This is a genomic window from Brevibacterium pigmentatum, from assembly GCF_011617465.1.
Lineage (GTDB): Bacteria > Actinomycetota > Actinomycetes > Actinomycetales > Brevibacteriaceae > Brevibacterium > Brevibacterium pigmentatum.
This window is the reverse complement of record NZ_CP050153.1, coordinates 2,414,289-2,439,968: the sequence shown is the minus strand read 5'-3', so window position 1 is coordinate 2,439,968 and position 25,680 is coordinate 2,414,289. Positions and strand designations below refer to the sequence as shown.

The window sequence follows — 25,680 nt, the reverse complement described above, 5'->3', positions numbered from 1 at the left end:
AGTTCACACACCGGGGAGGGCAGCCGAATCGATCGGTCTGTCCTCCCCGGTGGTTTGACGCTGACCACCGAATTCATGCCGGGCTTGGCCTCGGAGACGATCGGGATCTGGGTCGCTGCAGGCTCCCGCGACGAATCCGCCGAGACCGCAGGCTCCACGCATTTCCTCGAGCACATGCTGTTCAAGGGCACGGGCACCCGGGACGCGAAGTCGATTGCCGCGGCCTTCGACCGTACGGGCGGGGACTCGAACGCGATCACCGCCAAGGAGCTCACCTGCTACTACTCGAGGTGCCTGGTGACCGATCTGCCGAACATCACCGGCCTCCTCGTCGATATGGTCTCGAGCTCCCAACTCGACGTCGAGGAGTTCGAACGCGAGCGCGGTGTCATCATCGAAGAGCTCGCCATGTCCGCCGATGATCCCGGAGACGTCCTCTTCGACGACTTCGATTCTCTGGTCTTCGGCTCGCATTCGCTGGCCCGGCCCGTGGGTGCGACGAAGGATCAGATCCGCGTGCTCGGCCACCACACCGTCATCGACCACTATCAGTCGACGTACATTCCGCCTCGTCTGGTCATCGCTGCCGCAGGCGGCGCGACCCATGAAGAGGTCCTCGCGATGGTTGAGGACGCCCTCGCCGAGGCGGGGCTCGGGTCCCGTGCCGATGTGTGGTCGGGGGCCGGGAACGGCGTTGCCGGTGCAGGCTCGGTGGGCACGGACGACGTGAGTGGCGTTCACGGTGAGGGCCCGGTGGACACGGACGACGCGAACGGCGGGGCCGCCTCGGTGGCGAAGGGCTCGCACCTGGCCGGTGCCGCGCGTGTGCGTCCGGACTTCCAGGCGGGAGTCTCGCACACCGTCAAGGACATCGAGCAGCTGGGCATTCTGCTCGGCTGCGAAGGCCTGCCGGAAGGCGATGACGACCGGTTCATCTATTCGGTCATGCTCACGATGCTCGGCGGCGGAATGTCGTCGCGGCTGTTCCAGAGCGTGCGTGAGGAACGCGGACTGGCCTATGCCGTCAACTGCGTGGCCAGTCAGTTCACGGATACCGGCACCTTCGGCATCTATGCCGGCTGCACGGCCGAGAACGCTCAGGCCGTCGTCGACCTGGCCATGAGCGAATGGGACCGATTGGCTCAGGAGTCGCCGAGCCAGTTCGAGCTCGACGAGATCGTCTCCCAGCTGTCGGGGTCGATGGTGCTCGGACTCGAGTCCTCGGCGGCGCGGATGAATCGTCTGGCCCGGTCGGAGATCTTCGGTCTGCCGCTCGAATCGCCGATGGATCTCATCGAACGCGTCCGTTCGGTCACGGCCGAGGATGTCAGCGAGATGGCCGGACGGCTGCTGTCACGGCCCAAGGCTCTGGCCTTGGTCGGACCGGCCGCCGAGGTCGAACTGCCCTGAGCGCATGGCTGCGGTCGGGGCTTCGGCCTTCGAGCGCGGGATGCCCGTCGGCAGGAACTTGAAGGGAGACAGGCGAGATGGCGAGGAAGAAGGCAGCGGTCCGCCGGGAGGAGATCCTGGCGGCCACGGTCGAGGAGATCGAATCATCCGGCCTGCGTGCGCTGCGCGTCTCCGATGTCGCTGCCCGACTCGGACTGAGCGCCAGCCTCGTCATCTACCACTTCGAGACGAAGGAAGCCCTCGTCTCCGCGGCCTTCCACTTCGCCGGGCGGCAGGACATCGAGCACGCCCGGGAACTGGCGGCTGGGACGGCGGTGTCTGGGGACGGCGGTGGAGATGCCGCCTCGGCGAGGACGGAAGCACCGCGCGACGGCGGAGAAGACGTCACGTCGGGGACCGCCTCGGCGAGGGGAGAGCAATCGGCGCTCAAGCAGCTGCGGGAGGTCGTCGGCTGGTACCTGCCCAGCGGATCCTCGCGCAGTTGGAAGATCTGGATCGACGCGTGGTCGGCCGGGCTGTTCGACGCCGAGCTGAGATCGACCTACGCCGCACTCGACCAGGAGTGGAAGTCGATCCTCGCAGGACTCATGGACGAGGCCATCGTGGCGGGGGAGTGCTCTGTTCCAGAAGGCGGCACCGAGGAGTGTGCGACCCGGGTCCTCGCCTTCCTCGACGGCCTGGCGATCCAGGTGATGGTCAATTCGGAGGCCGTTGACACAGAGGCGCTGAGCACCTGGGTCGACGACTTCCTCACCCGCGAACTCGGCTGAGGGTGATTGTTGGGTCAATCCACGGCGGTCTGGACGTCCAGAACACCGGGGATTGACCCGACAATCGGCTTCGGACGGTGCTGAAGCCGACTGCCGTGCGCTTATTTCAGTAGCGAGCGGAGAACCCTCCGTCGGCAGACAGCAGTTGGCCGCTGATCCACCGACCCTCACCAGAGAGCAGAAATGCAGTGACTCCGGCGATGTCGCGAGGAGTGCCCATACGGCCGAGCGGCTGATAAGGGATCATCCCGGTTCTCGTCTCGTCGTCCATCCAGCCCGTATCGATCGGCCCAGGATTGACGACGTTCGCAGAGATCCCCTTCGGTCCGAGTTCCCGCGCAGCGGAGATGACGATTCGATCGAGCGCGCCTTTCGATGCTCCATAGGGCAGATTACCCGTGGCGTGATCGCTGGTGAAGGCGACGATCGCGCCTCCCGACTCGTCGATCTGTCTCGCGAACGCTGCGATGAGGAGCAGCGACGCACGAGCGTTGACAACCATGTGGCGGTCGAAGCTGTCGGCGGTGGTGTCGAGGATCCCGGACTCTTCGCCGTGAGCGTGGCTGAGCACCAACCCGTCGATGGTGCCGTGATCCCTGCTCACCCGACCGACCAGCTCCTGCGCTTCGTGAGCGGATGACAAGTCGCATGGGTAGTCTCCGCGATCGAGATCGCTCGTGCACACGGTCCAGCCGTCGGACGACAGTCGTGCGGCCACTCCCGCGGCGATGCTGTTCTCTCGTCCGGCTCCGGTGATGAGTGCTGTCGGCATGCTTCGATCCTAGCGGCCTTGACGTGGTGGCCCTCACCCGGACAGACTGGAGTCACATGTCTTACTGAATAGCGGTTCAGTAAGAGTCTTGAGACGCCGATCTTTTGGGAGCCCCATGTTCATGGACATCACTTGGCAGGATCCGGACACCGGTGCACTCGGGTATGTCGTCATCGACACCCTTGTGCGCGGCACCGCTTCGGGCGGTCTGCGCATGCGCAAAGGCTGCACCCTCGAGGAGGTGCGCGGACTCGCCCAGGGGATGACCCGCAAGGAAGCGATCCATCTGCGCGAGGGCCGACGCTATGTGCCCGTCGGCGGAGCCAAGGGCGGAATCGACTTCGACCCCCGCGCACCCGGAGCCGAGGACGTCCTCGAACGCTTCCTCGTCGACATCAACCCGATCATGCACGCCTACTGGGCCCTCGGCGAAGACCTCGGCGTTCGCCAGGACGACATCGACGAGATCCTCGCCCGCCGCGAACTCGGCTCGGGGCTCTCCGCCGTCAACAAGCTCGTCGACAATCCCGTCGCCGTCGAGGCCCGCGCCGAGAAGGCCTTCTCCGCCATCGTCGACGGCGTCGCCCAAGACGAACTCGTCGGCGGCCTCGGTGTGGCCACCTCGGCGATCGCGGCCTTGCACGACGCCGGCCGCGACCCGAGAGAATCCACCGCCGTCATCCAAGGATTCGGCTCCATGGGCGGTGCCACCGCCCGGCATCTCGCCGAGGCGGGACTGCGCATCGTCGGCATCGCCGACGCCGACGGGTTCGTGTCCAACCCCGTTGGGCTCGACGTCGAAGCTCTGCTCGCCACTCGGGACCAGTTCGGCGGTATCGACCGCGAAGCGCTGCGCCCGGAGGACCGCGTCGGCGATCGCGACGATTGGCTCGCCGCCGACGCCGATGTCCTCGTCCCTGCGGCTGTGAGCTACTCGATCACGCCGGACAACTGCGACCGCGTCACCGCCTCACTCATCGTCGAGGCCGCGAACATGCCTGTCCTGCCCGCAGCCGAAGAGACGCTGCTGGCTCGCGGCGTCACCGTCGTCCCGGACTTCCTCGCGAACTCGGCGACGAACGCCTGGTGGTGGTGGGTGACCTTCGGCGACGTCGACGGCAGCTGGGAGGACAGCCGCACCATCGTCACGACGACCCTGCGCGACCTCACCGTCGAAGTCCTCACCGCAGCCCGCGACCAGGGCATCAGTCCCCGGGCTGCCGCCCAGGCGAAGGTCGATGCGAATCTCGCCGCTTTGGGCGATCGTGCTGCCGTTTCGGTGACGGAAAACTAGCAATATGGACGCGTTCTTCGATCCCGGCAGCGTCGCCGTCCTTGGAGCATCGAACGATTCCAGCAAATGGGGGTTCTGGCTCGCCGCCGGAGCTCTGCGCGGGGCCGAGCGCCGCCGCGTCTACCTCATCAACGCCAAAGCCGGCTCGATCCAGGGCCAGCCGACGTACGCTCGCCTGAGAGACCTGCCGGAGACGCCCGAGCTGCTCGTCATCTCCGTGCCCGGGCCCACCGTCGCCGGAGTCGTCGCCGAAGCACTCGAGAACGGAGTGCGCGCCTTCCTCATCATCTCCGCCCGCGTCCCCGACGCCGACCAACTGGCTGCCACTATCCGTGAGACCGGCGGCCGCCTCATCGGCCCGAACTCGCTCGGGATCGTCGACTCACACGCCGATCTGCTCCTGGCCTGGGGCAACTTCATTCCCGGAAGTCTCGCCGTGGTCACCCAGAGCGGCCAGCTCGGCACGGAGATCGCGACACTCGCGGCCCGCAGCGGACTCGGCGTCTCCCGATTCGCTTCGATCGGAGGACAGTCCGACGTCCGCGCCGCCGAGGTGCTCGCCACCCTCGTCGACGACCCCGCGACCGCTCAGGCCGCGCTCTACCTCGAATCCTTCACCGGCGGAGCCGCCCTCGTCTCAGCCCTCAAAGCCCTGCGCGCCGCCGGGAAGCCCACGATGATCCTGACCACAGGAGCCTCCAGCGCAGGAGCGCGTCTCGCACGATCCCACACCGGATCGATGACCTCGGCCATGGACACCATCGACGCCGCCTGCCGGGCCGCCGGCGCCATCCGCCTCGCCACTCCCGGACAACTCGTCGAACTCGCCGGATTCTTCGCCTCCGCCTGGCTGCCGAACGGCCCGCGCATCGGTGTGCTCTCCGACTCCGGCGGGCAGGGAGCGATCGCCGCCGACACGGCCGAGAGCTGGGGTCTCGACGTGCACGAACTCAGCGCCGGCGCTGCCGGACGCGTGAGCGAACTGCTGCCCGAGGCCGACCACATCGTTAATCCCATCGACCTCGACGGCGCAGGAGAGAAGAACCTTGATGTCTATGCTGACCTCGCCGAGGTGCTGCTGACCGATACGGACATCGACGCCGTCGTCCTGTCCGGATACTTCGGCTCGTACGGCGAGGACGTCCCCGACCTGCTCGACCGAGAACTGGCTGTCGTCGATCATCTGGGCGAGCTCGTCGCCGAGGCGAAGAAGCCCGTCACCGTCCACTCGATGAGCGCATCGTCGCCCGCCGTCACCCGCCTCTGGGAGCTCGGCATACCCGCTTACACCTCCATCGAAGCGGCCATGCGCGTGCTCGCCCGCGCCGGCTTCTACGCCGCCCATTCGGGTCGGCTCACCGAATCCCTCGAACTCACCGGTCCCGTCACTCCGTGGGGCACCGGATATGCGGCCGCTCGTGCAGTGATCGCGGGCGCTGGGATTCCCGTCCCTGCCGCTGTGACTGTGGGCAGCGTGGGCCCGGGGGAGTCCCGTGCACCCGCCGAGGCGGCCAAGGCGTCCGAACTCAGACCGCCGTTCGCGCTCAAGGCAGGATGGCCCGCCCACAAGACCGAGGTCGGCGGCATCGTCCTGGGACTGAGCGATCTCCCCGCAGTTGAAACGGCATACGCGGACATGGTGGGTCGCCTCGGCGAGGGTGAGTACATCCTCGAGGAGATGGACACACGCGATCACGTCGTCGAGATTCTCGTCGGCGGTCGGCAGGACGAGAACTTCGGGCCGCTCGTCATCGTGGCCGCCGGCGGGACGGAGACCGAACTCTTCGCCGACACGTGGCTCGAACTCGCCCCCGTCACCCACACCGAAGCGCTGGACATGATCTCGCGGCTGAGCTGCTCGCGGCTGCTCAACGGATGGCGGGGCAGGCCCGCCGCGGATATCGACGCCCTCGCCGAAATCATCGTCGCGGTATCCAGACTGGTGGCCGGGAACAACGCCATCGCCGAGATCGAGATCAACCCGGTGCGAGTTGCCCCGGACGGCGCCTTGGCCGTCGACGCGCTCGTCGTGACGACGGAGAACCCGACCGCAGAGAACGTGCCAGCAGAGAAACCGAACAGCGAGGAATGAGAATGGACCAGACGACCATCACCGGCGGAGCACACCTGGCTCGTGCGCTCCAGGCCGAAGGGATCACCCGCGTCTTCGGAATCCCCGGCACCCACAACCTCGAGATCTTCGCGCAGCTGAGCGCCGCAGGCATCGACATCGTCTCACCTCGCCACGAGCAGGGCGCGGGCTACATGGCCGATGGAGCCGCCCGCGTCACCGGCGAGGTGCAGGTCATCGTCACGACGACCGGGCCGGCCGCGCTCAACGCACTCACCGCCCTGCTGCAGTCCTTCACCGATTCCGTGCCCGTCCTCCTCATCACCCCCGGCATGCCGTTGACCCACCCCGGCCGCGGGAACGGACTCCTTCACGAAGTGCGCAACCAGTCCGCGGCCCTCTCGGCGGTACTGACCGAGGTCATGCGGGTCACGAGCCCCGGCGAGGTGTCGCTGGCCGTCGGGCAGACGCTGTCGGCGATGCGCTCAGGCCGGCCCCGCCCGGCCGCTATCGAGATCCCCCTCGACCTCATCGAAACCGCCGGCCCGGGCACGCTCCATCCGTCCGTGGCCCGGGCACTGCCGGCTCCCGTGCCCTCAGCGATCGATGCCGCAGCCGAGGCGATCGCCGGTTCGACGCGACCGCTCATCATCGCCGGCGCCGGAGCTCACGGAGCAGGAGAGGAGGTCGCAGCGTTGGCGGAGACGCTCGGAGCGGGAATCGTCCTGTCTTCGAACGCGAAGGGACTCGTCGATGACCGCGCCGAGACCACCATCGGCGCCGTCGGGGTCCTCGAGCTGCTTCCAGAACTCACAAGCGATGCCGATGCGGTCATCGCGATCGGTACGGAACTGGCACCCAGTGACTTCTGGCCGGAACCCCTGCCACTGCCCGACGCCGTGGTGCGCATCGACATCGACGAAGTGCAGATGCTCACGAACGCGGCCGTCACCCATCCGATCCTCGCCGCCGCGAAGAACGCGACAGCGGCCCTGAACGAACAAGTGTCAGCGCTGCGGACGGAGTCCGCGACCGCCGCCGCACGGAACTGGACGGTCGGCTGGAAGTCAAGGGCCGCCTCGGCGATGGAAACCGACGGCCGACCTTGGGCCGATCTGTCGGCCGCACTCACAGCGTTCGCGGAATCGGACACCTCACCGCTCTTCGTCGCAGCGGATTCGACGATGGCCTGCTATTACGGGGTGCAGACCGGGTGGAAAGCTCGCTCCGGTGACCGGTTCCTCTACCCGGCCGGGGCGGGCACGCTCGGTTACGGGCTGCCCGCCGGCATCGGTGCGAAACTCGCTGCTCCGCAGGCCAGAGTGGTCGCGGTGGAAGGTGATGGGGGATCGATGTTCACGATCGCCGAACTCGCCGCGGCCGTGCAGGCGGGCGTGCGGATGTGCCTCATCGTCGTCGACAACGGCGGGTACGGGGAGATCCGCAATGAGATGGAGGACCGCGGGGACACTCCGTCCGGGGTGAAGCTCACCGGGCCGGATTTCCCGGCACTCGCGCAGGCGATGGGGGCACGCGGAATCCACGTCGACGGCGCGGACGCGCTGCTGGCCGCGCTCAGCGAGGCGGAGGCAGCCAATGGTCCGACGCTCATCCACATCACCGAGGATTCCCGGGCCGGAGCGGACATGCTCGACTGACTGGGGACGAGGGACGTCGGTCGGGCGCAATGGGGCGCCCGACCTCCACTGACAATGCGAAGGAGAACCGATGAACTACACACCGTGGCCGCTGACCGATGAACAGCACGACATCCTCGACCTCGTGCGCGGATTCGCTCACGACACGATCCGACCGGCCGGTCGCCGCGTCGACGAAGCCGACACCGAATCGCCCGTCGACATCTTCACCGCCGCCGCGAAGCTCGGGATCACCGACTTCATGATCCCCGAGGAATTCGGCGGCGGCGGATTCACCGATGTCTTCACCCAATGCCTCGTCCAGGAACAGCTGTGCTTCGGGGATCCGGGCATCGGGAACTTCGTGTGTTCGAACGGCTTCTTCGCCGACCCGATCCTCGCTTTGGGCACGCCGGAGCAGAAGGAGGAGTGGCTGCGCCCGCTGACTGGAGCAGACCCGAAGATCACGGCGCTGGCAACGACCGAACCCGGATCCGGATCGGACTCGGCTTCGATCATGACCCGGGCGGATGCCGTCGACGGTGGATACGTGCTCAACGGGCAGAAAGCCTGGATATCGAACGCGGGGCTCGCCGATTTCTACGTTGTCTTCGCCAAGACGGACTCGAGCCGGCGCTCTCGCGGAATCAGCGCATTCCTGCTGCCCAGGGAGACCGAGGGGATGGAGTTCGGTGCGCCGATGAAGAAGATGGGACAGCGAGCCATCGTGTGTCGGGAGATCTTCTTCTCCGACGCATTCGTGCCCACGTCGGGCCGCCTCGGCGAGGAGGGGCAGGGCTTCTACGGACTCATGCGCACCTTCGACATCTCACGGGTGGTGCTCGGTGCTGCGGCGCTCGGCACGGCTCGGGCGGCCTTCGAATATGCGCGTGACTATGCGCGGGAGCGCACGCAGTTCGGGACGAAGATCATCGATCACCAGGCCGTCGCGTTCCGCCTGGCGGATATGTCCTCGCGGATCGATGCGGCGTGGCTGCAGGTGCTCAATGCGGCGCGGATGCTCGACGCAGGCGATATCGTTGATCGACAGCGGATGACGGCCGCGGCGGCGATGGCGAAGCTGAACGCCTCGGAGACGGCTATGTTCTGCACCTGGGCGGCCGTGCAGACCCTCGGCGGATGGGGGTATTCGCGAGAGCATCCCGTCGAGCAGTGGATGCGCGATGCCAAGCTCGAGGAGATCGAGGAGGGCACCTCGGACATCATGCGGCTGCTCATCTCACGCAACCTCGGGTGAAGGTGTCTTGAGCGATCTCAGGCGGAGGTGTCTTAAGCAATCGCGGGCGGGGAAGTGTCCCGTCACCGCGCGTCATATGGAATAGGATGACGGATCCCCTTGTTGTCCGAGATGAGACCCTGGGATAGGGTCGAAATGAAGCCACCGATGTGGTGGTCATCAAATCTGATCAGGAGGAATCTCATGGCTGAGCAGTACACACTTCCGGAACTGCCCTACGACTACTCCGCTCTCGAGCCGCATATCTCGGCTCGCATCATGGAGCTGCACCACGACAAGCACCACGCCACCTACGTCAAGGGTGCCAACACCGCCGCCCAGCAGCTGGCCGAAGCCCGCGAGTCCGGCAACCTCGCGAATGTGCCGAAGCTGACCCGCGACCTCGCGTTCAACTTGGGCGGTCACGTCAACCACTCGATCTTCTGGAACAACATGTCCCCGGACGGTGGAGACAAGCCGGTCGGTGAACTCGCCGCAGCCATCGACGACCAGTTCGGTTCCTTCGACAAGTTCCGCGAGCACTTCACCACCGCAGCCACCACGATCCAGGGCTCCGGCTGGGCCGTCCTCGTCTACGACCAGCTCGGCGGAAACCTCTTCATCGAGCAGCTCAAGGACCAGCAGTCCGATATCCAGCTCGGTGGCACCCCGGTTCTGCAGCTCGACATGTGGGAGCACGCCTTCTACCTCGACTACCAGAACGTCAAGCCCGACTACGTCAAGGCTTGGTGGAACATCGTGAACTGGGCCGACGCCGGCGCACGCTTCGACCGCGCAGTCGCTCAGACCAAGGGCCTCCTCCTCGGCTGACACTAATTGCTACCTGACGGCGGCCCAGCTACCTCGCGCGAGGTAGCTGGGCCGCCGTCACGTTGTTTGGGGAGCGAAACCGGCGCCGGTGGAGGTGCCGTCGGACTGGCCGCTGCGGATAGGGTGACCGAATGAGCGCAATTCTCAGACCGTGGCATTCGGGTGACGCCGAGGCATTGGCTGAGGTGTACGAACGGGCCGATGATGCCCTGCTGAGCAACATCCCCGACGACCGCAGCGTCGATGGCGCCCGGACATGGATCACAAGTATCACCCACGCCGAGGCAGCTGGTGACCTCTGCGCTCGGGCGATCGTTGATGACGGGGACGGTTCCGAGCACCGCATCCTCGGCAACGTTATGGCCTCCGGGGTCGATCGCCCGCATTCGAGCGCCTGGATCTCCAATTGGTCCGCGGCTGAGGCTCGAGGCCAAGGCCTGGTCTCGGCGGCGCTGCGCAGCTTTGTCGATCTCCTTCACGACGATCTCGGGATCTACCGGCTCGAACTCGGTTATCGCGTGAACAATCCGGCCTCGGCCGCAGTTGCACGGAACGCGCGCTTCATCGTCGAGGGCCGCGAACGGGAGAAGCTGCTCTACGACGGCGTCCGCTATGACACCGAGGTATGTGCTCGTCTGAGTGGAGACCCGAGGCACCCCGGTTCGCGAATGCCGATCACCGCACCGCCTCACTGACCCAGCTCCCGCCCCTCTAGAACTACCTGACGGGGGCTCAGCAACCTGGCGCCAGGTATCTCAGCCCCCGTCAGGTAGCAATAAGGAGTGTTCGGATGGTCACTGGATGCGCGGTGCGGGGTGGGGGAGTCGCTAGACTGGCTGGCGGAGATCGCAGGGATCGACTTACCTCGCAGGGATCGTCACACAAGGAGTCACAGCATATGAGCATTCGCGTAGCCGTCATCGGAGCCAAGGGTCGGATGGGATCCCACGCCGTCGATGCGATCAACGACGCCGAAGGACTCGAACTCGTCGCCGCGCTCGGCAGCAGCGACTCCCTGGAGACCCTGGTTGATCAGAAAATCGACGTCGCCGTCGAACTCACCGTGCCGAAGTCCACCGAAGACAACGTCACCTTCCTTGTCGAGAACGACATCGACACCGTTGTCGGCACCACCGGCTGGGACAACGACCGCCTGGCCCGCCTCGAAGCCACGCTCAAAGACCACCCGAAGACCGCGGTCCTCATCGCCCCGAACTTCTCGATCGGTGCAGTCCTGGCGATGCGCTTCGCCGAGCTCGCAGCTCCGTACTTCGACTCTGCCGAAGTTGTCGAGACCCACCACACCCGCAAACTCGATGCCCCGTCCGGCACCGCGAACCACACGGCCCAGCGCATCGCCGCGGCCCGCAATGCCGCCGGTCTGCCCGCCGTTCCCGACTCGACAGAATCCGATCCGCTCGGTGCCCGCGGTGCCGTCATCGACGGCATCCACGTCCACGCGATCCGCCAGCAGGGCATGAACGCCCACGAGGAGATCCACTTCGGCTCCGACGGCGAAGCCCTGACCATCCGCACCGACTCGCACTCCACCTCGGCGTTCATGCCGGGAATCGTCACTGCGGTGCGCTCGATCGCCGATTACACGGGGCTCATCCACGGCCTCGAGAACATGCTCGACCTCTGATGTCGAAGGCTAAGATCGGGGCGATCGTCGTCTCCGTCGTCCTCGTCTTCTACTTTGTGCTCATGGGGCAGCGGGCATGGATCCTCGTCTGCGAACCCGACCTGATCCCCAAGGTCATGGGCATCGCCCTGTTCGTGCTTCCGGTCATCGGCGCATGGACGCTCATCGTCGAACTCATCTTCGGCGCTCGGACGGAGAAGCTCGCACGCATCCTCGGCGAGGAAGGCGGACTGCCCGTCGACGACCTGCCCAGGACTCCGGGCGGGAAGATCATCCGCGAAGCCGCCGACAAGGAATTCGTGAAGTACCAGGCCGAAGCCGAGGCCGCGCCCGAGGACTGGCGGTCCTGGTTCCGCCTCTCCTGCGCCTACGACGCCAGCGGAGACCGCAAGCGCGCCCGGGCCACGATGCGCAAATCGATCAGCCTCTTCCGCGAAGGTCAGACGCAGGGCGCCTGAACGCGTTCACACGGAGTCGCCCCGAACCCACACGGAAAGGCCGGGCCGAACTCACACGGAAAGGCCGGGCCGAACCCACGCGAAGTCGGGCCGAACTCACACGGAATCGTCGGGCCGCCTCGGCGAGGGTGAGCGCGTCGGCGAAGGTGAGCGCGACGTCGAACGGATGATCGCCGCGATCCCACCTTCCAACGGTCCGCGCGGACTGACGAACAGCTTCCACAGCAGCGGAATGAGCACGAAGCTCAGCGCGTGCACGAGATATTCGGTGGACTGTTCGGCCACGGTTCCCGCGCCCTCCATCGGATCGCCGACCAGCGCCGGCCGGGTGATCTCGAGCAGCACCACGTGCGCCGCATAGACACTCAGCGGCATCGATCCCGGAGCTGACAGCGGCGCGAGCAGCCACGAACGACGGCCCAGCAGCGCGGCGATGGCCTGGCATGCGGCGATCGTCATCACCGCGGTTCCGCCGGTGGAGAGCAGATCGAACGGCGTGCCCGAATGCGGTCCCGCGATCGCCAACCACCACCACGAGGTCGCCGGAGTCACCCCATAGCTGCCGGTGAACAGGGCCGCAGTGAGATCGATGCCCCACATCTGCGCATCCTCAACGAGCGCGGCATCCCCACCGACGACGTTGAGCAGCACCCACGAGGCGCCGCGACCGACGACGAAGAGTCCGAGCCCGAAGGTGAACAGGCCGATCAGGTGCTTGCCGATGTCGAGCTTCGCCACGGCCATGCCCAGCAGGATGTAGGACATCCACTGCAGCACCGGGTAGTAGCCGGTGAGGAAGAGGTCCGTGAGCATCGTGGCAGGCGTCGCGAAGTCGAAGAAGCCCATCGGCAGGTAGCTCGGTTCGAGGAGGAACGCCGACCGCGCCCACATCGAGACTACCGGGGAGAGCAGCATCCACGCCCCGGCGATGGCGAAGAGCGCAGGCGCCCGCAGCCGCAGGAAGAACAGGGCGAGGGCGAACATGATCCCGTAGTTGACGAGGATGACCGCCAAGAGGCTGGAGACCGATCCGAGGCACAGCCCGATGAACACGATCGCCGCGGCCCGGATGAGCACGCTGGGCGCGGCATCGCGCGGCCGCCCGGACGCCGCCAGTCGGGAGTGCGTGGACAGCACCAGCGAACAGCCGGCGAGAACCGCGAACAGCGCCGAGGCGCGACCGGCGAAGACCGCCGCCCACGTCGGCATCCCCGCATCGTCGGCCAACGCAAAGATGTGCGTGACCATCATCGCCAGCAGGGCGATCCCGCGGGAGACATCGAGTCCGATGAGCCGCCCGGCAGGGCTGAGACGACGGACCACCCTCGCCGAGGAGGCTGTGGAGTTCGCGTCGTACGCTCGGTGGGGGTCCGCCGGGTGAGAGCTCATGAAACGATTCTCACACGACTTCACTTCCGCCCGCCCGAACGGGCACGCGGCCGGGGTATCTTTATGCCATGACCTTCAACCCGAACGCCGACATCAGCGGCAACAGGACGAGCAAACGCGGCCGCAACACCGCGATCGTCGGCGGTGGCGGCGTGGGCATCGTCGGTCTGCTCGTCTTCCTCATCGGACCTCTGCTCGGAGTCGACGTCACCGGGCTGATGGGCGGCATCACCCCGGAAGGCGACGGCAGCCAGAACTCCTCGAGCGGGACGAGCATGTCCCAGTGCGATACCGGTCAGGACGCGAACGAGAATATGGATTGCCGCATGGCCGGTGCCCAGGTTGTCCTCGACGACTTTTGGGCGCAGAAGGTCGACGGCTACCAGCCGCCGGAGATGACGATCGTCGACGGACAGACCTCGACGGCATGCGGAACCGCCTCGAACCAAGTCGGTCCGTTCTATTGCCCGGCCGATCAAGGCGTCTACATCGACCCGAGCTTCTTCGACATTCTGCGCCAGCAGTACGGTGCTTCGGCCGATGAACTTGCCCAGCTCTATATCGTCGGGCACGAATGGGGACACCACATCCAGAACATCACCGGCGTGATGAGTGAGCACCCGAACAACGGCACCGGACCGGAAAGCAACGGCGTGCGCATCGAACTCCAAGCCGACTGCTATGCCGGCGCCTGGCTGGGCAATGTCACCACTCTCACCGACGACAACGGCACCCCGTACCTCGAAGAGCCCAGCAAGGAACAGCTGGACGACGCGCTCAACGCGGCCTTCGTCGTCGGCGACGATCACATCCAGGAGCAGTCCGGATTCGTCAACCCGGAATCCTTCACCCACGGTTCGAGCGAGCAGCGCCAGAACTGGTTCACCACCGGATACAACGAGGGGCTGAATAGCTGCGACACCTTCGCGGTGTCGGGCAGCGAGCTCTGATAGACCGATCCGTTCGGCGGCAGGGGCGCCGCCCTTTCGGCGATGGGCAGCAGGGGGGGCAACCCTTGCCGCCGTTAGTCATACGGTGTTATGAATAACCGTGTCAGCCCCATTCGCGAATGATCAAGGACGATCATGTCAAAGCTGTTCCCGCACCTCTTCGAACCCATCACGCTGGGCTCCACGACGATCCGCAACCGCATCGTCTCCTCCGGCCACGACACCGTGCTCGACGATCACGGCCACATCGGCGACGACCTCGTCGCCTACCACGAAGCCCGTGCGAAGGGCGGGGCCGGGCTCATCGTCCTCCAGGTCTCCGGCGTCCACGAAACTGCCCGCTACACCAGCCACGTCCTCATGGCCACCGACGAATCCTCCGTGCCCGGATACCAAGCCGTCTCCGAGGCGGTCCACAGTCACGGCGCCACGATCTTCGCCCAGCTCTTCCATCCCGGCCGCGAGGTCATGGATGGCGAGCGCGGAATGGCACCCCGCGCCAAAGCCCCGAGCGACGAACCGCAGGAGCGTTTCAAGGTCGTCCCCGAAACGCTGTCCACCGCCGAGGTCAAGGACATCATCGCCGGCTATGGACGTGCCGCGAAGCGCATCGCCGACTCCGGAATCGACGGCGTCGAGATCGTCGCCAGCCACGGCTACCTGCCCATCCAGTTCTTCAACCCGTCCGTGAACACCCGCACCGACGACTACGGCGGCAGCCTGGAGAATCGCCGCCGGTTCCTCGCCGAGGTGGCCCAGACCGTCCGCGAATCCGTGGGCCCCGACGTCGTGGTGGGCCTGCGGATCTCAGGCGAGGAGAAGACCGAGGACGGACTCGTCGCCACCGAGATCCTCGACCTCATCGGCCACCTCGACTCCCTCCGGGCCGGCGACGTCGACTGCCTCGACTACTTCTCCATCACCGCCGGCGACTCTTCCACCTTGCAGGGCGCCGTTCACATCGTGCCGTCGATGCAGATCGACCCGGGCTACGCCACGAGTCTGTCCGAGCAGGTCAAGAAGATCACCGACAAGACCGTCATGGTCGCCGGCCGCATCAACCAACCCCACGAAGCCGAAACCGCGATCGCCGAAGGCCGCACCGATATGGCGATCATGACCCGTGCGATGATCTGCGACCCCGAGATCGCGAACAAATCCTCTGCCGACCGAGTCGATGAGATCCGCGCCTGCATCGGCTGCAACCAGGCCTGCATCGGCCACTTCCAACAGGGCGTGCCGATCTCGTGCATCCAATACCCGGAATCGGGTCGGGAACTGACTTTCCTGCCCCGACCGACAGTGCGCACGCGCCGCAAGGTCATTGTCATCGGCGGGGGACCGGCCGGTCTCAAGGCGGCCGCGGTCGCCGCCGAACAGGGCGATGACGTCGTCCTGTGCGAGAGGGATCCCCACCTCGGCGGGGCGGTTCTGCTGGCTCAGGAACTGCCGTACCGGTCCGAATTCGGGGGAGCGGTGACGAACCTGTCCGCCGAGGCGGCCCGCGCCGGAGTCGATATCCGTACGTCTACACCGGCCACCCAGAATCTCATCACCGAGGTGGCCCCCGACCATGTCATCATCGCCACGGGAGCCGAGCAGCGCATGCCCGCCCTAGAAGTCGCCGACGACGCCTTCGTCATCGGCGCCCGTGACTATCTGCGCGAGGACCCGGTCCTGCCTCCTGGCCGCGTGCTCGTCACCGACTGGAAGGGCGATTGGATCGGTCTCGGCATCGCCCTGCGCTTGGCCGAAGCCGGACGACACGTGAGTCTGGCGACGGCGGCGAACTTCGTCGGAGCCGCATTCCAGCAGTACACGCGGACCCTGCTCGTCTCTCAGGCACTGCGCTCCGGTCGGATCGACTTCATCAACGACTCCCGCCTCGTCGGCGTTGATGCCGATACCGGCTACCTGCAGTCCACACTCTGCGAAGTCGTCCACGAGGTCGACGACGTCGCCGCGACGATCGTGTCCGCGGCACCACGATCGGTACTGGTCGACATCGACCTCGGGGCCGCCTCGGTGACGGTGATCGGCGACGCTCTGGCCCCGCGCACGGTCGAGGAGGCCGTGTACGAAGGTCTGACCGCAGCCACCGATCTGGCCGAACGACGAGAATCGGTCACGGCATGAGCCCCCGTCCGGCTCAGCCGCCCGAGCAGGCCGAGGCGAAGAAGTTCGCGATCATCCAGTCGACCCTCGACGCCATCGTCGCCAAGGGTCCCGCCGCGGTCCGGCTCGGGGACGTGGCGAAAGCAGTCGGCATGTCCATCGGCACCGTGCAGTACTACTTCGAGTCCCGGGACGACCTGCTCGCCCAGGCGTTCTCCTTCCATACCGCGACGGTGCTGCTGCACCTCGAGGAGATGGCGAAGCCAGGCGATGACCCGCGCGGTCGACTGGCTCGCTATCGCCTGCACGATGCGTTCGCGGCAGTCCATGGGGTGGGAATGCACGAGCAGCGGTCGCGGATCTGGCTCGAACTCGTCACCGCCGCGCGCACGGACGAAGGCCTGCAGAACTGTGTCGATGCCGTGTTCGACGGATGGCGGAAGCTGTTCCGGACGATCGTCGATGATGGGCTGAAGAGGCACGAATTCGGGCTCTTCCAGCTCTCCGCCGCCGAGGTGGTCAACACGTTCGTCGCCATCATCGACGGATTCGACCTGGCCACCGTCGCCGGTCACGGTCCCGATCCGTCCACGATGACGCGGATCCTCATCGAGACCGCAGACCGCCTGCTCGAAGGGTAGGGGGCACCGCGCCCGCGCGACGGGTGGGCGCGGCCGTCTCACAGCCGCGCGATCGTATCGACGTCCTCGCTGAACTCCCGAGCCGTCTCCTCGGACACCGTCGCCCGCGTCGCCCGCAGAGCCTCGAGGTAGTCATCGGTTGAGAGCACCTCCGTGCGGGAGGCGATATCGACGTGCTGCTGGCGCAGCGACGATGCCAGAGCTTCCTGTGATGCACGCCGGGCCGCATACTCGATATCGGCCGGGGTCAGCCTGTCGCTGGCATCGACGAGCACGTCGAGAGCGACACCGGCGATCGTGTGCTCGGGAATGTAGCGCGACCAGATCGCCTCCCTGGCGGTCCCATCGGGCAGCCCGATGGGAATGACATAGTCGAAGCGCCCGTGCCGCAAAAACGCCGCGTCGAGGGCGCGGACGAAATTCGTCGCACAGATGAGGAGCCGGCCCTCCCGATCCCGGAACTCCGCAACCTGCTTGAGCAGCTCGTTCGTCACACCCTGCGTCGACGACGGCGGCTCACCCCCGCGCTTCGATGCGATCTCCTCGACCTCATCGATGAACACCACCGCATGCTCGAGCTCATTGATCTGCTCGAACGTCGTCCGCAGACCCGCCGCCACACCGCCGGGCTCACCGGACAGACGCGACGGGAACACCTCGGCGAACGGCCAATCCAACCGCGATGCCACCGCCTTCGCGAACGTCGTCTTCCCCGTCCCCGGAGGACCGAAGAGCATCACCGCCCGAGGCGGGACCACTCCGAAATGATCCGCGAGATCCGGCTCGGCCAAAGGCACGACGAGGCGGTCCTCGAGCATGTCCTTCTCCTCCTGCATCCCGCTCACCCCATCCCAGAGGTGGCGCGGCAGGATCCGTCCCCCGACCGTTTTGAGCCGATCGAGCTCCCGCCGCTGGACGGGCAGATGCCGCTCGACGTACTTCAGCCCGGACCGGGTCTCGAAGCCATTGGCCACCAGACCATCGCAGGCAGACGTACCAGCGGGAATGAGCATCGACAGCTTCCCCAGCCCCAGCGGCATGAGACGGCGTTCGAGCGCATCGAGCAGCCCCGCCTCGGCGCGGGTGCCGTGCTCCGGATCGGCACGCACCGCCTCGAGGACATGGAAGAACACGAGAACTCCCTGACCGTGGGCGGCACGGCCGACGGCAGCACCGACGATCTCCTCATCGCGGACGGCCACGACGGCCTGGTTGCGCTGGCAGGCGGCCAGCACCTCGGAGAGCGGATAGAGCGGGGGGAACGGCCGCAGATTCCGGGACGGCTGCTTCGAAGAGACGGATGATTCCGTCGAGATCATTATCATGGAAATCGCGGATGCGGGTGCGGGTCATCGAAAACTCCTGTGTTTCGGTGGCGGGCAGTGCTCAAGAGTAGGCGATCGGGCCGGCGCGGGTGTGATCCGTCTCTCAACATGACCGCATCAGCGCCGCAGGCGAGGCGAACGACACCCGCAACGCGGGTGGACCACTGCACTGATGATTCGACGTGGGCGCTATCCTGGTTCTATGGCGATTCTCGGTGACCAGGCAGCAGCGACTGCCATTGACGCTTTCGGTTCCGTCGGCACGGCAATGGTGACCCCATTCAAACGCGACGGCAGCATCGACTATGCGTCTGTGGAGAAGGTGGCGAACCACCTCGTCGAGCTCGGCAACGACATGCTCGTCGTCTCCGGCACCACCGGCGAGTCTCCCACGACGACCGACGATGAGAAGGTCGAGCTCATCCGCGTCGTCCGCGGCGTCATCGGCAAGCGGGCGAAGATCGTCGCCGGCACCGGCAACAACGTCACCGCACACACCATCGACCTCTCCCGCCGCTCCGCTGATGCCGGAGCCGACGGGATCCTGCTCGTCACCCCGTACTACTCGAAGCCGACCCAGCCGGCGATCGAAGCACATATGCGTGCGGCCGCCGACTCCACCGACCTGCCGGTCATGCTCTATGACATCCCCGGCCGAGCCGGTGCCCCGATTATCACGGACACCCTCCTGCGGCTCTCGGACCATCCGAACATCCTCGCGGTCAAGGACGCCAAGGGCGACCTCTTTGCCTCCTCGTTCGTGATGAACAACTCCTCGCTCGTGTACTACTCCGGCGAAGATGCGCTCAACCTGCCGCTGCTGTCCCTCGGTGCGCTCGGACTCGTGTCCGTGGCCGGGCACGTCTGCTCGGACCGGTTCGCAGCCATGGTCGCCGCAGTGGCGAACAACGACCTCAACACCGCACGCACCCTTTCCCGCGACACCGCGGACGTGGTGGATGCGCTCATGAACCACATGCCGGGAGTGATCTCGGCGAAGGCCGCTCTGCAGGCCCAAGGAATACTCGACAACCGCGACGTGCGTATGCCGCTGCTCCCAGCTGATGAGGACCAGATGGCGTTCGTCGCCGCCCAATTGACCAGGAGTGGTTACCTCAGTGAATAATGCATTGACCCAAGAACTGTCCCTCCCGCCGAGGATGGACAGAGAAGCCGTCCGCATCGTCGCGCTCGGCGGACTCGGCGAAGTCGGCCGCAACATGACCGTCTTCGAATACCACGGCAAACTCCTCATCGTCGACTGCGGTGTGCTCTTCCCCGAAGAGGACCAGCCCGGCGTCGACCTCATCCTCCCCGATTTCTCCTACCTCGACGACCGCCTCGATGATATCGTCGGCCTCGTCCTCACCCACGGCCACGAAGACCACATCGGCGCCGTTCCCTACCTGCTGCGCCGCAAGGGCGACATCCCGATCCTCGGTTCGCAGCTGACGATCGCGCTCATCGAAGCCAAGCTCAAAGAACACCGCATCAAGCCCATCACCCGCGTGGTGAAGGAAGACGACGTCGACCAGCTCGGCCCCTTCGACCTCGAATTCGTCGCCGTCAACCACTCGATCCCCGACGCCCTGGCCGTGTTCATCCGCACCGGCGCCGGAAACATCCTGCACACCGGTGACTTCAAGATGGACCAGCTGCCGCTCGACGGCCGCATCACCGACCTCCGCGCCTTCGCCCGCCTCGGCGAAGAAGGTGTCGATCTGTTCATGACGGACTCGACGAACGCCGAGGTCCCCGGCTTCACCGCGCTGGAGAAGGACATCGGGCCCGTGCTCGAGAACCTCTTCGGCACCGCCGAGCGCCGCATCATCGTCGCTTCCTTCTCCTCCCACGTCCACCGCGTGCAGCAGGTGCTCAACGCCGCGACGGCCCACGGCCGCAAGGTCGCCCTCGTCGGCCGCTCCATGGTGCGCAACATGAAGATCGCCGAAGACCTCGGCTACCTCAACGTGCCGGCCGGAACGCTCATCGATATCAAGAAGGTCGACGACTACCCCGAGGACCAGATCGTCCTCATGTGCACCGGCTCCCAGGGTGAGCCGATGGCCGCCCTGTCGCGCATGGCCAACCGCAGCCACCGCGTCGACGTCGGCGACGGCGACACCGTCATCCTCGCCTCCTCGCTCATCCCCGGCAACGAGAACTCCGTGTTCAAGGTCATCAACGGCCTGATGAAGCTCGGCGCCCGTGTCATCTCGAAGGCCGACGCGAAGATCCACGTGTCCGGCCACGCCTCCGGCGGTGAGCTGCTCTACTGCTACAACATCGTCAAGCCCCGCGGCGTCATGCCCGTCCACGGCGAATGGCGCCACCTGCTGGCCAACGCCCGCCACGCCGAGGCGACCGGAGTCGACCCGAACAACATCGTCCTGGCAGATGACGGCTGGGTCGTCGACCTCAAGGACGGCCACGCCGAGGTCGTCGGAGCCGTCGACTGCAACTACGTCTTCGTCGACGGTTCGTCGGTCGGTGAGATCACCGAGGCGGACCTCAAGGACCGACTCGTCCTGTCCGGTGAGGGCTTCGTGACGATCTTCATGGCCGTGAACTCGCAGACGAAGTCGCTCATCGCCGGTCCTGAGATCCACGCCCGCGGTGTGGCCGAATCCGATGATGTCTTCGACTCGATCGTCCCGAAGGTCCAGAAGGCCGTCGAGGATGCTCTGCGCGACGGCACCACCGATCAGTACCAGCTGCAGCAGGTGGTGCGCCGCACCGTCGGCCGCTGGGTGTCCTCGAAGCTGCGCCGCAAGCCGATGATCGTCCCCATGGTCGTCATCGTCTGAGACCCAGTCTTCGAGCGGCTCCGTCGGCGGTCGGCTCGACTGTCGGTCTGCTGCGCAGACGAAACCGCGAACGCCCGCAGATGCCTCCTCGTGAGGCTCTGCGGGCGTTGTCGTGTTCTGGGCGAATCGCCTTTTGATCGGCACATCGCGTTTGAACCCGATGCGTGGATCAAAAGGCGATGACTCCGGCGGCAGTCCGCTCCGGGCGGTGTCGCCTGGGGCAGATCCGCCTCGAAATCCCGATGGAAATCGCGGAGGATCCACCCGCAGGAAGCAACTGCTGAGCGCAGCGCTCAGGCGCGGGCGGTGGGCTCCTGCTCGTCGTCGATGTCAGAGCCTCCGCCAGCCGCTCCGCCGCTGACTCCGTCCGCAACGGCCGCGCTGGTCGCGCCGCCTCCAACACCTTCCTCGAGCCCCGGCAGCGGCTTGCCCGGGGAGCGGCGGATCATCACCACGACGACGGCGAGGCCGACGACGAGCGCGGTGAGGACGACGGTGCCCGCATTGAAGCCCAGCCCGTTGAGGCCGACGAACGCCAGAGCACCCGCGGCCAGCGAATAGACGAGCATCGGGATCGAGGTCCGACGGATGAGCTCGCCCTCGCGACCGATGAGACCCACCGTCGCCGAGGCGGCCACGACGTTGTGCACGGCCACCATATTTCCAGCGGCCCCGCCGACCGCTTGAGCAGCGACCACCGTTTCGGGGCTGGCCGCGCCGATCGCGGTGCCGGTGGAGAACTGGAACTGGGAGAACATGACGTTCGAGACGGTGTTCGAGCCCGCGACGAACGCACCCAGAGCACCGACGAACGGGGCGAACAGCGGCCAGGCGTCACCCACGGAACTGGCGGCCGCCTCGGCGAGGGTGACCGGCATCGATTCCAGGCCGGCGCCATTGTAGTCGGCACCGGAGTTGATGAACACGCGCACCAGCGGCAGGGAACACAGCAGGGCAACGGCCGCGCCGGCGATCTGCGAACCGGCGATCTGCCACGAGCCTGCGATCTGCTTCTTCGTCATCCGGTGGATGAAGTACGTCAGCCCGCAGGCGAGGACGAAGATCGCGCCGGGCGACCACAGCAGATCCATGTTCTGGCTGATCGGAGTGCCGAAGATGTTGTTGATCTGGATGACGGCCGGACCGTTGAGGAACTCCTTGATCGCGGGCACATTGCGCGTGATGAGCAACAGAGCGACGACGATGAGATAGGGCGACCAGGCGCGGGCCAGTGACATCTTCTTCGTCAGCTGCGCCTTCTCCTTGTTCGGGTCGACGGTGCCCATCCAGATCGCCGGCCACGTCTCACGCGGAGCGAAGTCCCAGGTCTTCTTCGGTATGAGGAAGCCCATCCGCGAGGTCGTCACGACGATGGCCAAACCGATGAGCCCGCCGAGCAGCGACGGGAACTCGGGGCCGAGCACATTGGCCACGATGAGATAGGGGACGATCATCGCCACGGCCGCATAGATCGCGAACGGGGCGATGGCCAGACCGTCGGCGAAGCGCCGATTGGCACCGAAGAACCCGGTCATCAGACAGGAGAGAAGCAGCGGGATGAGGATGCCGCAGATGCCGTGGATGAGCGCGACCTGGGTGGCGGTGTGAGCGACGAACTCGGCCTGGCCGAGGCCGAGCTGACCGGCGCGTTCGGCGACATCGGCCGACATCGAGCCGTCCTCCTGAGACAGTCCGGTGCCGATGCCCACGACCATCGGAGTGCCCACGGCACCGAAGCTGACCGGAGTCGACTGGATGATGAGACCGGCGAGGACCGCGGCGATCGCAGGGAAGCCGAGGGCCAGCAAGAGCGGGGCGACGACGGCCGCCGGAGTGCCGAAGCCGGCGGCACCCTCGATGAAGGAGCCGAAGAGCCACGCGACGATGATGACCTGCACCCGCCGATCTGGGGAGATCGCGATGAAACCGGAGCGGATCGTCTCGATCGCCCCGGACCGGGTGACCGTGGCCAGAAGCAGAAGCGCGCCGAAGACGATCCACAGCAGTCCGATCGCGACGAGGAGGCCCTGGACGACCGATGCGCCGATCGTCACCCACTCGATCTGCCAGGCGAAGTTCGCCACGAGCGCGGCAGCGATCAGTCCGATCGGCATGGCGTATTTCGCAGGCCAGCGGAAACCGATGAGAAGGATTCCGGCCAAGAGAATGGGGGAGAGGGCCAAGAGAGCTGCAACAGCGAGGTTGTCCACCGTGAGTCCGATCCGCGGCGTCGTTGCCGCAAGTGCCAAGGACCTGACCTGGAGCGACGATTGTCCTCAACCGACCGGGAACCAGAGGTGGTCGGTGACGATGGGCCGCATCGGCGAGTCCATGAGAGATGTTCTCCTTATCCTCTCCAGCCCCACGGGCAGAGTCAATGAACACACCGTCTCGAATGCAGGATAGGGTTTGACGAGACGTGCATCACCTCATATTCTTTCGTTGTGTGAACAAACATTTTCACGATGTGAAAATGTCGCAGTCAAAACCCCGTTGACCAGCGAACATATCGCATCACCAGATGTGGATAAGGATGCAGCACCGATGTGCTGACTAAGGAGAACCATCGATGACCGCTCATATCGAAAACCTGGACATCCCCGCCGGGATGGAGATCACCGGTGAGCTGCCGGACGGGGCTGAGAAGGTCCTGACGCCCAAGGCGCTTGAGCTCATCGTCGACCTGCACCGGAAGTTCAACGGCGACCGTCTCGAGCGCCTCGAGGCGCGCAAGAAGCGCCAAGCCGAGATCGCCGCAGGCAAGGATCTCGACTTCCTCCCCGAGACCGCCGAGATCCGCAACGATCCCTCCTGGCAGGTCGCCCCTCCGGCACCCGGCCTCGAAGACCGCCGCGTCGAGGTCACCGGCCCGACCTACAAGAAGATGACGATCAACGCGCTCAACTCCGGCGCGAAGGTGTGGCTGGCCGACCAGGAAGACGCGAACACCCCGCAGTGGGATTCAGTCATCCAGGGCCAGATCAACCTGCTCGATTCGCTCACTCGCGACATCGACTTCACTTCGCCCGAGGGCAAGGAATACAAGCTCGCCCCCGACGAGGAGCTGCCGACCATCGTCGTGCGCCCCCGCGGCTGGCACATGCCCGAGAAGCACATCCTCATCGACGGTGAGGAGACCTCCGGTTCGCTCGTCGACTTCGCGCTCTACTTCGCGACCGCCGGCCAGATCCAGATCGAGAAGGGCCGCGGCCCCTACTTCTACCTCGCGAAGATGGAGTCCCACCTCGAGGCCCGCCTGTGGAACCAGGTCTTCGAACACGCCGAGGATGCCTTCGCCCTGGCCCGCGGCACCATCCGCGCCACCGTGCTCATCGAGACCTACACCGCGGCCTTCGAGATGGAGGAGATCCTCTACGAGCTGCGCGAACACTCCGCCGGACTCAACGCCGGCCGCTGGGACTACATCTTCTCCGTGATCAAGAACTTCCGCTCCCGCGGCTCCGATTTCCTGCTGCCGGACCGTTCGGACGTGACGATGACGGTGCCGTTCATGCGCGCCTACACCGAACTGCTCGTGCGCACCTGCCACAAGCGCGGGGCGCACGCCATCGGCGGAATGTCCGCATTCGTTCCCTCGAAGGACGAAGCCGCGAACAAGGCCGCCTTCGACAAGGTCCGCGAGGACAAGTCGCGTGAGGCCTCCAACGGCTTCGACGGCTCCTGGGTCGCTCACCCCGGAATGGTCGCACTCTGCAAGGAGGTCTTCACCGAGACCCTCGGCGAGAAGCTGAACCAGATCGACAACAAGCGCGAAGACGTCAATGTCTCCGCTGCCGATCTGCTCGACGTGAAGTCGACCCCGGGTGCGATGACCGAGGCGGGCCTGCGCACCAACGTGTCCGTCGGCATCCAGTACCTGCGCGCCTGGCTCGAAGGCAACGGCGCAGTCGCCATCAACGGACTCATGGAAGACGCCGCGACGGCCGAGATCTCGCGCTCCCAGGTGTGGCAGTGGCTCGATGCCGGAATCACCCTGGACTCCGGTGAGAAGGTGACGAAGGAGCTCGTCGAGCGCATCGTCGCCGAGGAGGTCGCCAAGCTGCCCGGTGACGACGCAGGCTGGAAGGACGCCACCGACACCTTCGTCTCGGTCGCCCTCGACCCCGAGTACGTCGACTTCCTCACCCTGCCGGCTTACGCCCGCATGCCGTGATCCGTACGTCGCGATCTGCGCGTCGTGAGCGACTCCGGCCGCACCGCGCGCCCTGACCAGGGCATGCAGGTACGCGGTCGGTGACGACGCCGAACGCCTCCGAAATCTGTGCCTCGCGCACCGATTTCGGAGGCGTTCTTCGTTAAGCTCGACA

20 protein-coding genes are annotated in these 25,680 nt (G+C 66.0%); 16 read left to right on the top strand and 4 right to left on the bottom strand.

What is annotated here, in order from left to right:
- Window positions 1-54 precede the first annotated feature (54 nt).
- Window positions 55-1,410, top strand: coding sequence for a M16 family metallopeptidase (locus GUY30_RS10970; RefSeq protein WP_228281258.1), 1,356 nt, complete (start codon window positions 55-57; stop codon window positions 1,408-1,410).
- A 77-nt stretch (window positions 1,411-1,487) separates the two neighbouring features.
- Window positions 1,488-2,180 carry a TetR/AcrR family transcriptional regulator gene (locus GUY30_RS10965; RefSeq protein ID WP_167197325.1) on the top strand — a complete coding sequence of 231 codons (693 nt, stop codon included), beginning with the start codon at window positions 1,488-1,490 and terminating at the stop codon, window positions 2,178-2,180.
- Between the two features lie 106 nt (window positions 2,181-2,286).
- On the opposite strand, the gene GUY30_RS10960 is transcribed toward GUY30_RS10965, so the two are convergent.
- On the bottom strand, window positions 2,287-2,952 hold the full coding sequence (locus tag GUY30_RS10960) for an SDR family NAD(P)-dependent oxidoreductase (protein ID WP_167197322.1): 666 nt from the start codon (window positions 2,950-2,952) through the stop codon (window positions 2,287-2,289).
- A 115-nt stretch (window positions 2,953-3,067) separates the two neighbouring features.
- Between GUY30_RS10960 and GUY30_RS10955 the strand changes: the two genes are divergently transcribed.
- The 8 genes from GUY30_RS10955 to GUY30_RS10920 all read left to right on the top strand — a co-directional run bounded on the left by GUY30_RS10955 (window position 3,068) and on the right by GUY30_RS10920 (window position 12,125).
- Window positions 3,068-4,246, top strand: coding sequence for a Glu/Leu/Phe/Val dehydrogenase dimerization domain-containing protein (locus tag GUY30_RS10955; RefSeq protein WP_167197319.1), 1,179 nt, complete (start codon window positions 3,068-3,070; stop codon window positions 4,244-4,246).
- A gap of 4 nt (window positions 4,247-4,250) precedes the next feature.
- Entirely contained in the window at window positions 4,251-6,338 is a 2,088-nt protein-coding gene (locus GUY30_RS10950) for an acetate--CoA ligase family protein (RefSeq protein ID WP_167197316.1), read from the top strand.
- 2 nt (window positions 6,339-6,340) lie between these two features.
- Entirely contained in the window at window positions 6,341-7,975 is a 1,635-nt protein-coding gene (locus GUY30_RS10945; RefSeq protein ID WP_228281257.1) for a thiamine pyrophosphate-dependent enzyme, read from the top strand.
- 70 nt (window positions 7,976-8,045) lie between these two features.
- Window positions 8,046-9,212, top strand: coding sequence for an acyl-CoA dehydrogenase family protein (locus GUY30_RS10940; protein WP_167197310.1), 1,167 nt, complete (start codon window positions 8,046-8,048; stop codon window positions 9,210-9,212).
- Window positions 9,213-9,395: 183 nt separating this feature from the next.
- Window positions 9,396-10,022, top strand: a complete 627-nt coding sequence (locus GUY30_RS10935) for a superoxide dismutase (protein WP_101553700.1) — start codon at window positions 9,396-9,398, stop codon at window positions 10,020-10,022.
- Between the two features lie 131 nt (window positions 10,023-10,153).
- Window positions 10,154-10,717: a GNAT family N-acetyltransferase gene (locus GUY30_RS10930; protein ID WP_167197308.1), complete on the top strand. Its 564-nt coding sequence runs from the start codon at window positions 10,154-10,156 to the stop codon at window positions 10,715-10,717.
- Window positions 10,718-10,920: 203 nt separating this feature from the next.
- Window positions 10,921-11,667: a 4-hydroxy-tetrahydrodipicolinate reductase gene (dapB, locus tag GUY30_RS10925; protein ID WP_167197305.1), complete on the top strand. Its 747-nt coding sequence runs from the start codon at window positions 10,921-10,923 to the stop codon at window positions 11,665-11,667.
- Window positions 11,667-12,125 (top strand): tetratricopeptide repeat protein, encoded by a 459-nt coding sequence (locus tag GUY30_RS10920; RefSeq protein ID WP_167197302.1) that lies wholly within the window; start codon window positions 11,667-11,669, stop codon window positions 12,123-12,125. The genes dapB and GUY30_RS10920 overlap by 1 nt, the downstream gene beginning before the upstream one ends.
- A 96-nt stretch (window positions 12,126-12,221) precedes the next feature.
- On the opposite strand, the gene GUY30_RS10915 is transcribed toward GUY30_RS10920, so the two are convergent.
- Window positions 12,222-13,514 (bottom strand): heparan-alpha-glucosaminide N-acetyltransferase domain-containing protein, encoded by a 1,293-nt coding sequence (locus tag GUY30_RS10915; RefSeq protein ID WP_167197298.1) that lies wholly within the window; start codon window positions 13,512-13,514, stop codon window positions 12,222-12,224.
- Between the two features lie 68 nt (window positions 13,515-13,582).
- Between GUY30_RS10915 and ypfJ the strand changes: the two genes are divergently transcribed.
- The 3 genes from ypfJ to GUY30_RS10900 all read left to right on the top strand — a co-directional run bounded on the left by ypfJ (window position 13,583) and on the right by GUY30_RS10900 (window position 17,220).
- Window positions 13,583-14,464, top strand: a complete 882-nt coding sequence (gene ypfJ / locus GUY30_RS10910; protein ID WP_167197295.1) for a KPN_02809 family neutral zinc metallopeptidase — start codon at window positions 13,583-13,585, stop codon at window positions 14,462-14,464.
- Between the two features lie 135 nt (window positions 14,465-14,599).
- Window positions 14,600-16,600 carry an oxidoreductase gene (locus GUY30_RS10905; RefSeq protein ID WP_167197292.1) on the top strand — a complete coding sequence of 667 codons (2,001 nt, stop codon included), beginning with the start codon at window positions 14,600-14,602 and terminating at the stop codon, window positions 16,598-16,600.
- Window positions 16,597-17,220 (top strand): TetR/AcrR family transcriptional regulator, encoded by a 624-nt coding sequence (locus tag GUY30_RS10900; RefSeq protein ID WP_167197289.1) that lies wholly within the window; start codon window positions 16,597-16,599, stop codon window positions 17,218-17,220. Before GUY30_RS10905 ends, GUY30_RS10900 begins: the two co-directional genes overlap by 4 nt.
- Window positions 17,221-17,258: 38 nt before the next feature.
- On the opposite strand, the gene GUY30_RS10895 is transcribed toward GUY30_RS10900, so the two are convergent.
- Window positions 17,259-18,539 carry an ATP-binding protein gene (locus GUY30_RS10895; protein ID WP_323127748.1) on the bottom strand — a complete coding sequence of 427 codons (1,281 nt, stop codon included), beginning with the start codon at window positions 18,537-18,539 and terminating at the stop codon, window positions 17,259-17,261.
- Window positions 18,540-18,747: 208 nt separating this feature from the next.
- Here GUY30_RS10895 and dapA point away from each other — a divergent pair, with 208 nt between their 5' ends.
- Both dapA and GUY30_RS10885 read left to right on the top strand, forming a co-directional pair.
- The gene (dapA, locus tag GUY30_RS10890) at window positions 18,748-19,671 is read left to right on the top strand and encodes a 4-hydroxy-tetrahydrodipicolinate synthase (protein WP_062244047.1); all 924 of its coding nucleotides are present in this window, start codon (window positions 18,748-18,750) and stop codon (window positions 19,669-19,671) included.
- Between the two features lie 34 nt (window positions 19,672-19,705).
- A complete protein-coding gene (locus tag GUY30_RS10885) occupies window positions 19,706-21,352 on the top strand; it encodes a ribonuclease J (RefSeq protein WP_167197286.1) in 1,647 nt (548 codons plus the stop codon).
- Window positions 21,353-21,645: 293 nt separating this feature from the next.
- Here the strand turns inward: GUY30_RS10885 and GUY30_RS10880 are convergent, their stop codons facing one another.
- The gene (locus tag GUY30_RS10880; RefSeq protein WP_323127747.1) at window positions 21,646-23,601 is read right to left on the bottom strand and encodes an L-lactate permease; all 1,956 of its coding nucleotides are present in this window, start codon (window positions 23,599-23,601) and stop codon (window positions 21,646-21,648) included.
- Window positions 23,602-23,921: 320 nt separating this feature from the next.
- On the opposite strand from GUY30_RS10880, the gene aceB reads away from it, so the two are divergent.
- On the top strand, window positions 23,922-25,526 hold the full coding sequence (gene aceB, locus GUY30_RS10875) for a malate synthase A (protein ID WP_167197283.1): 1,605 nt from the start codon (window positions 23,922-23,924) through the stop codon (window positions 25,524-25,526).
- The last annotated feature ends 154 nt before the right edge of the window (window positions 25,527-25,680 follow it).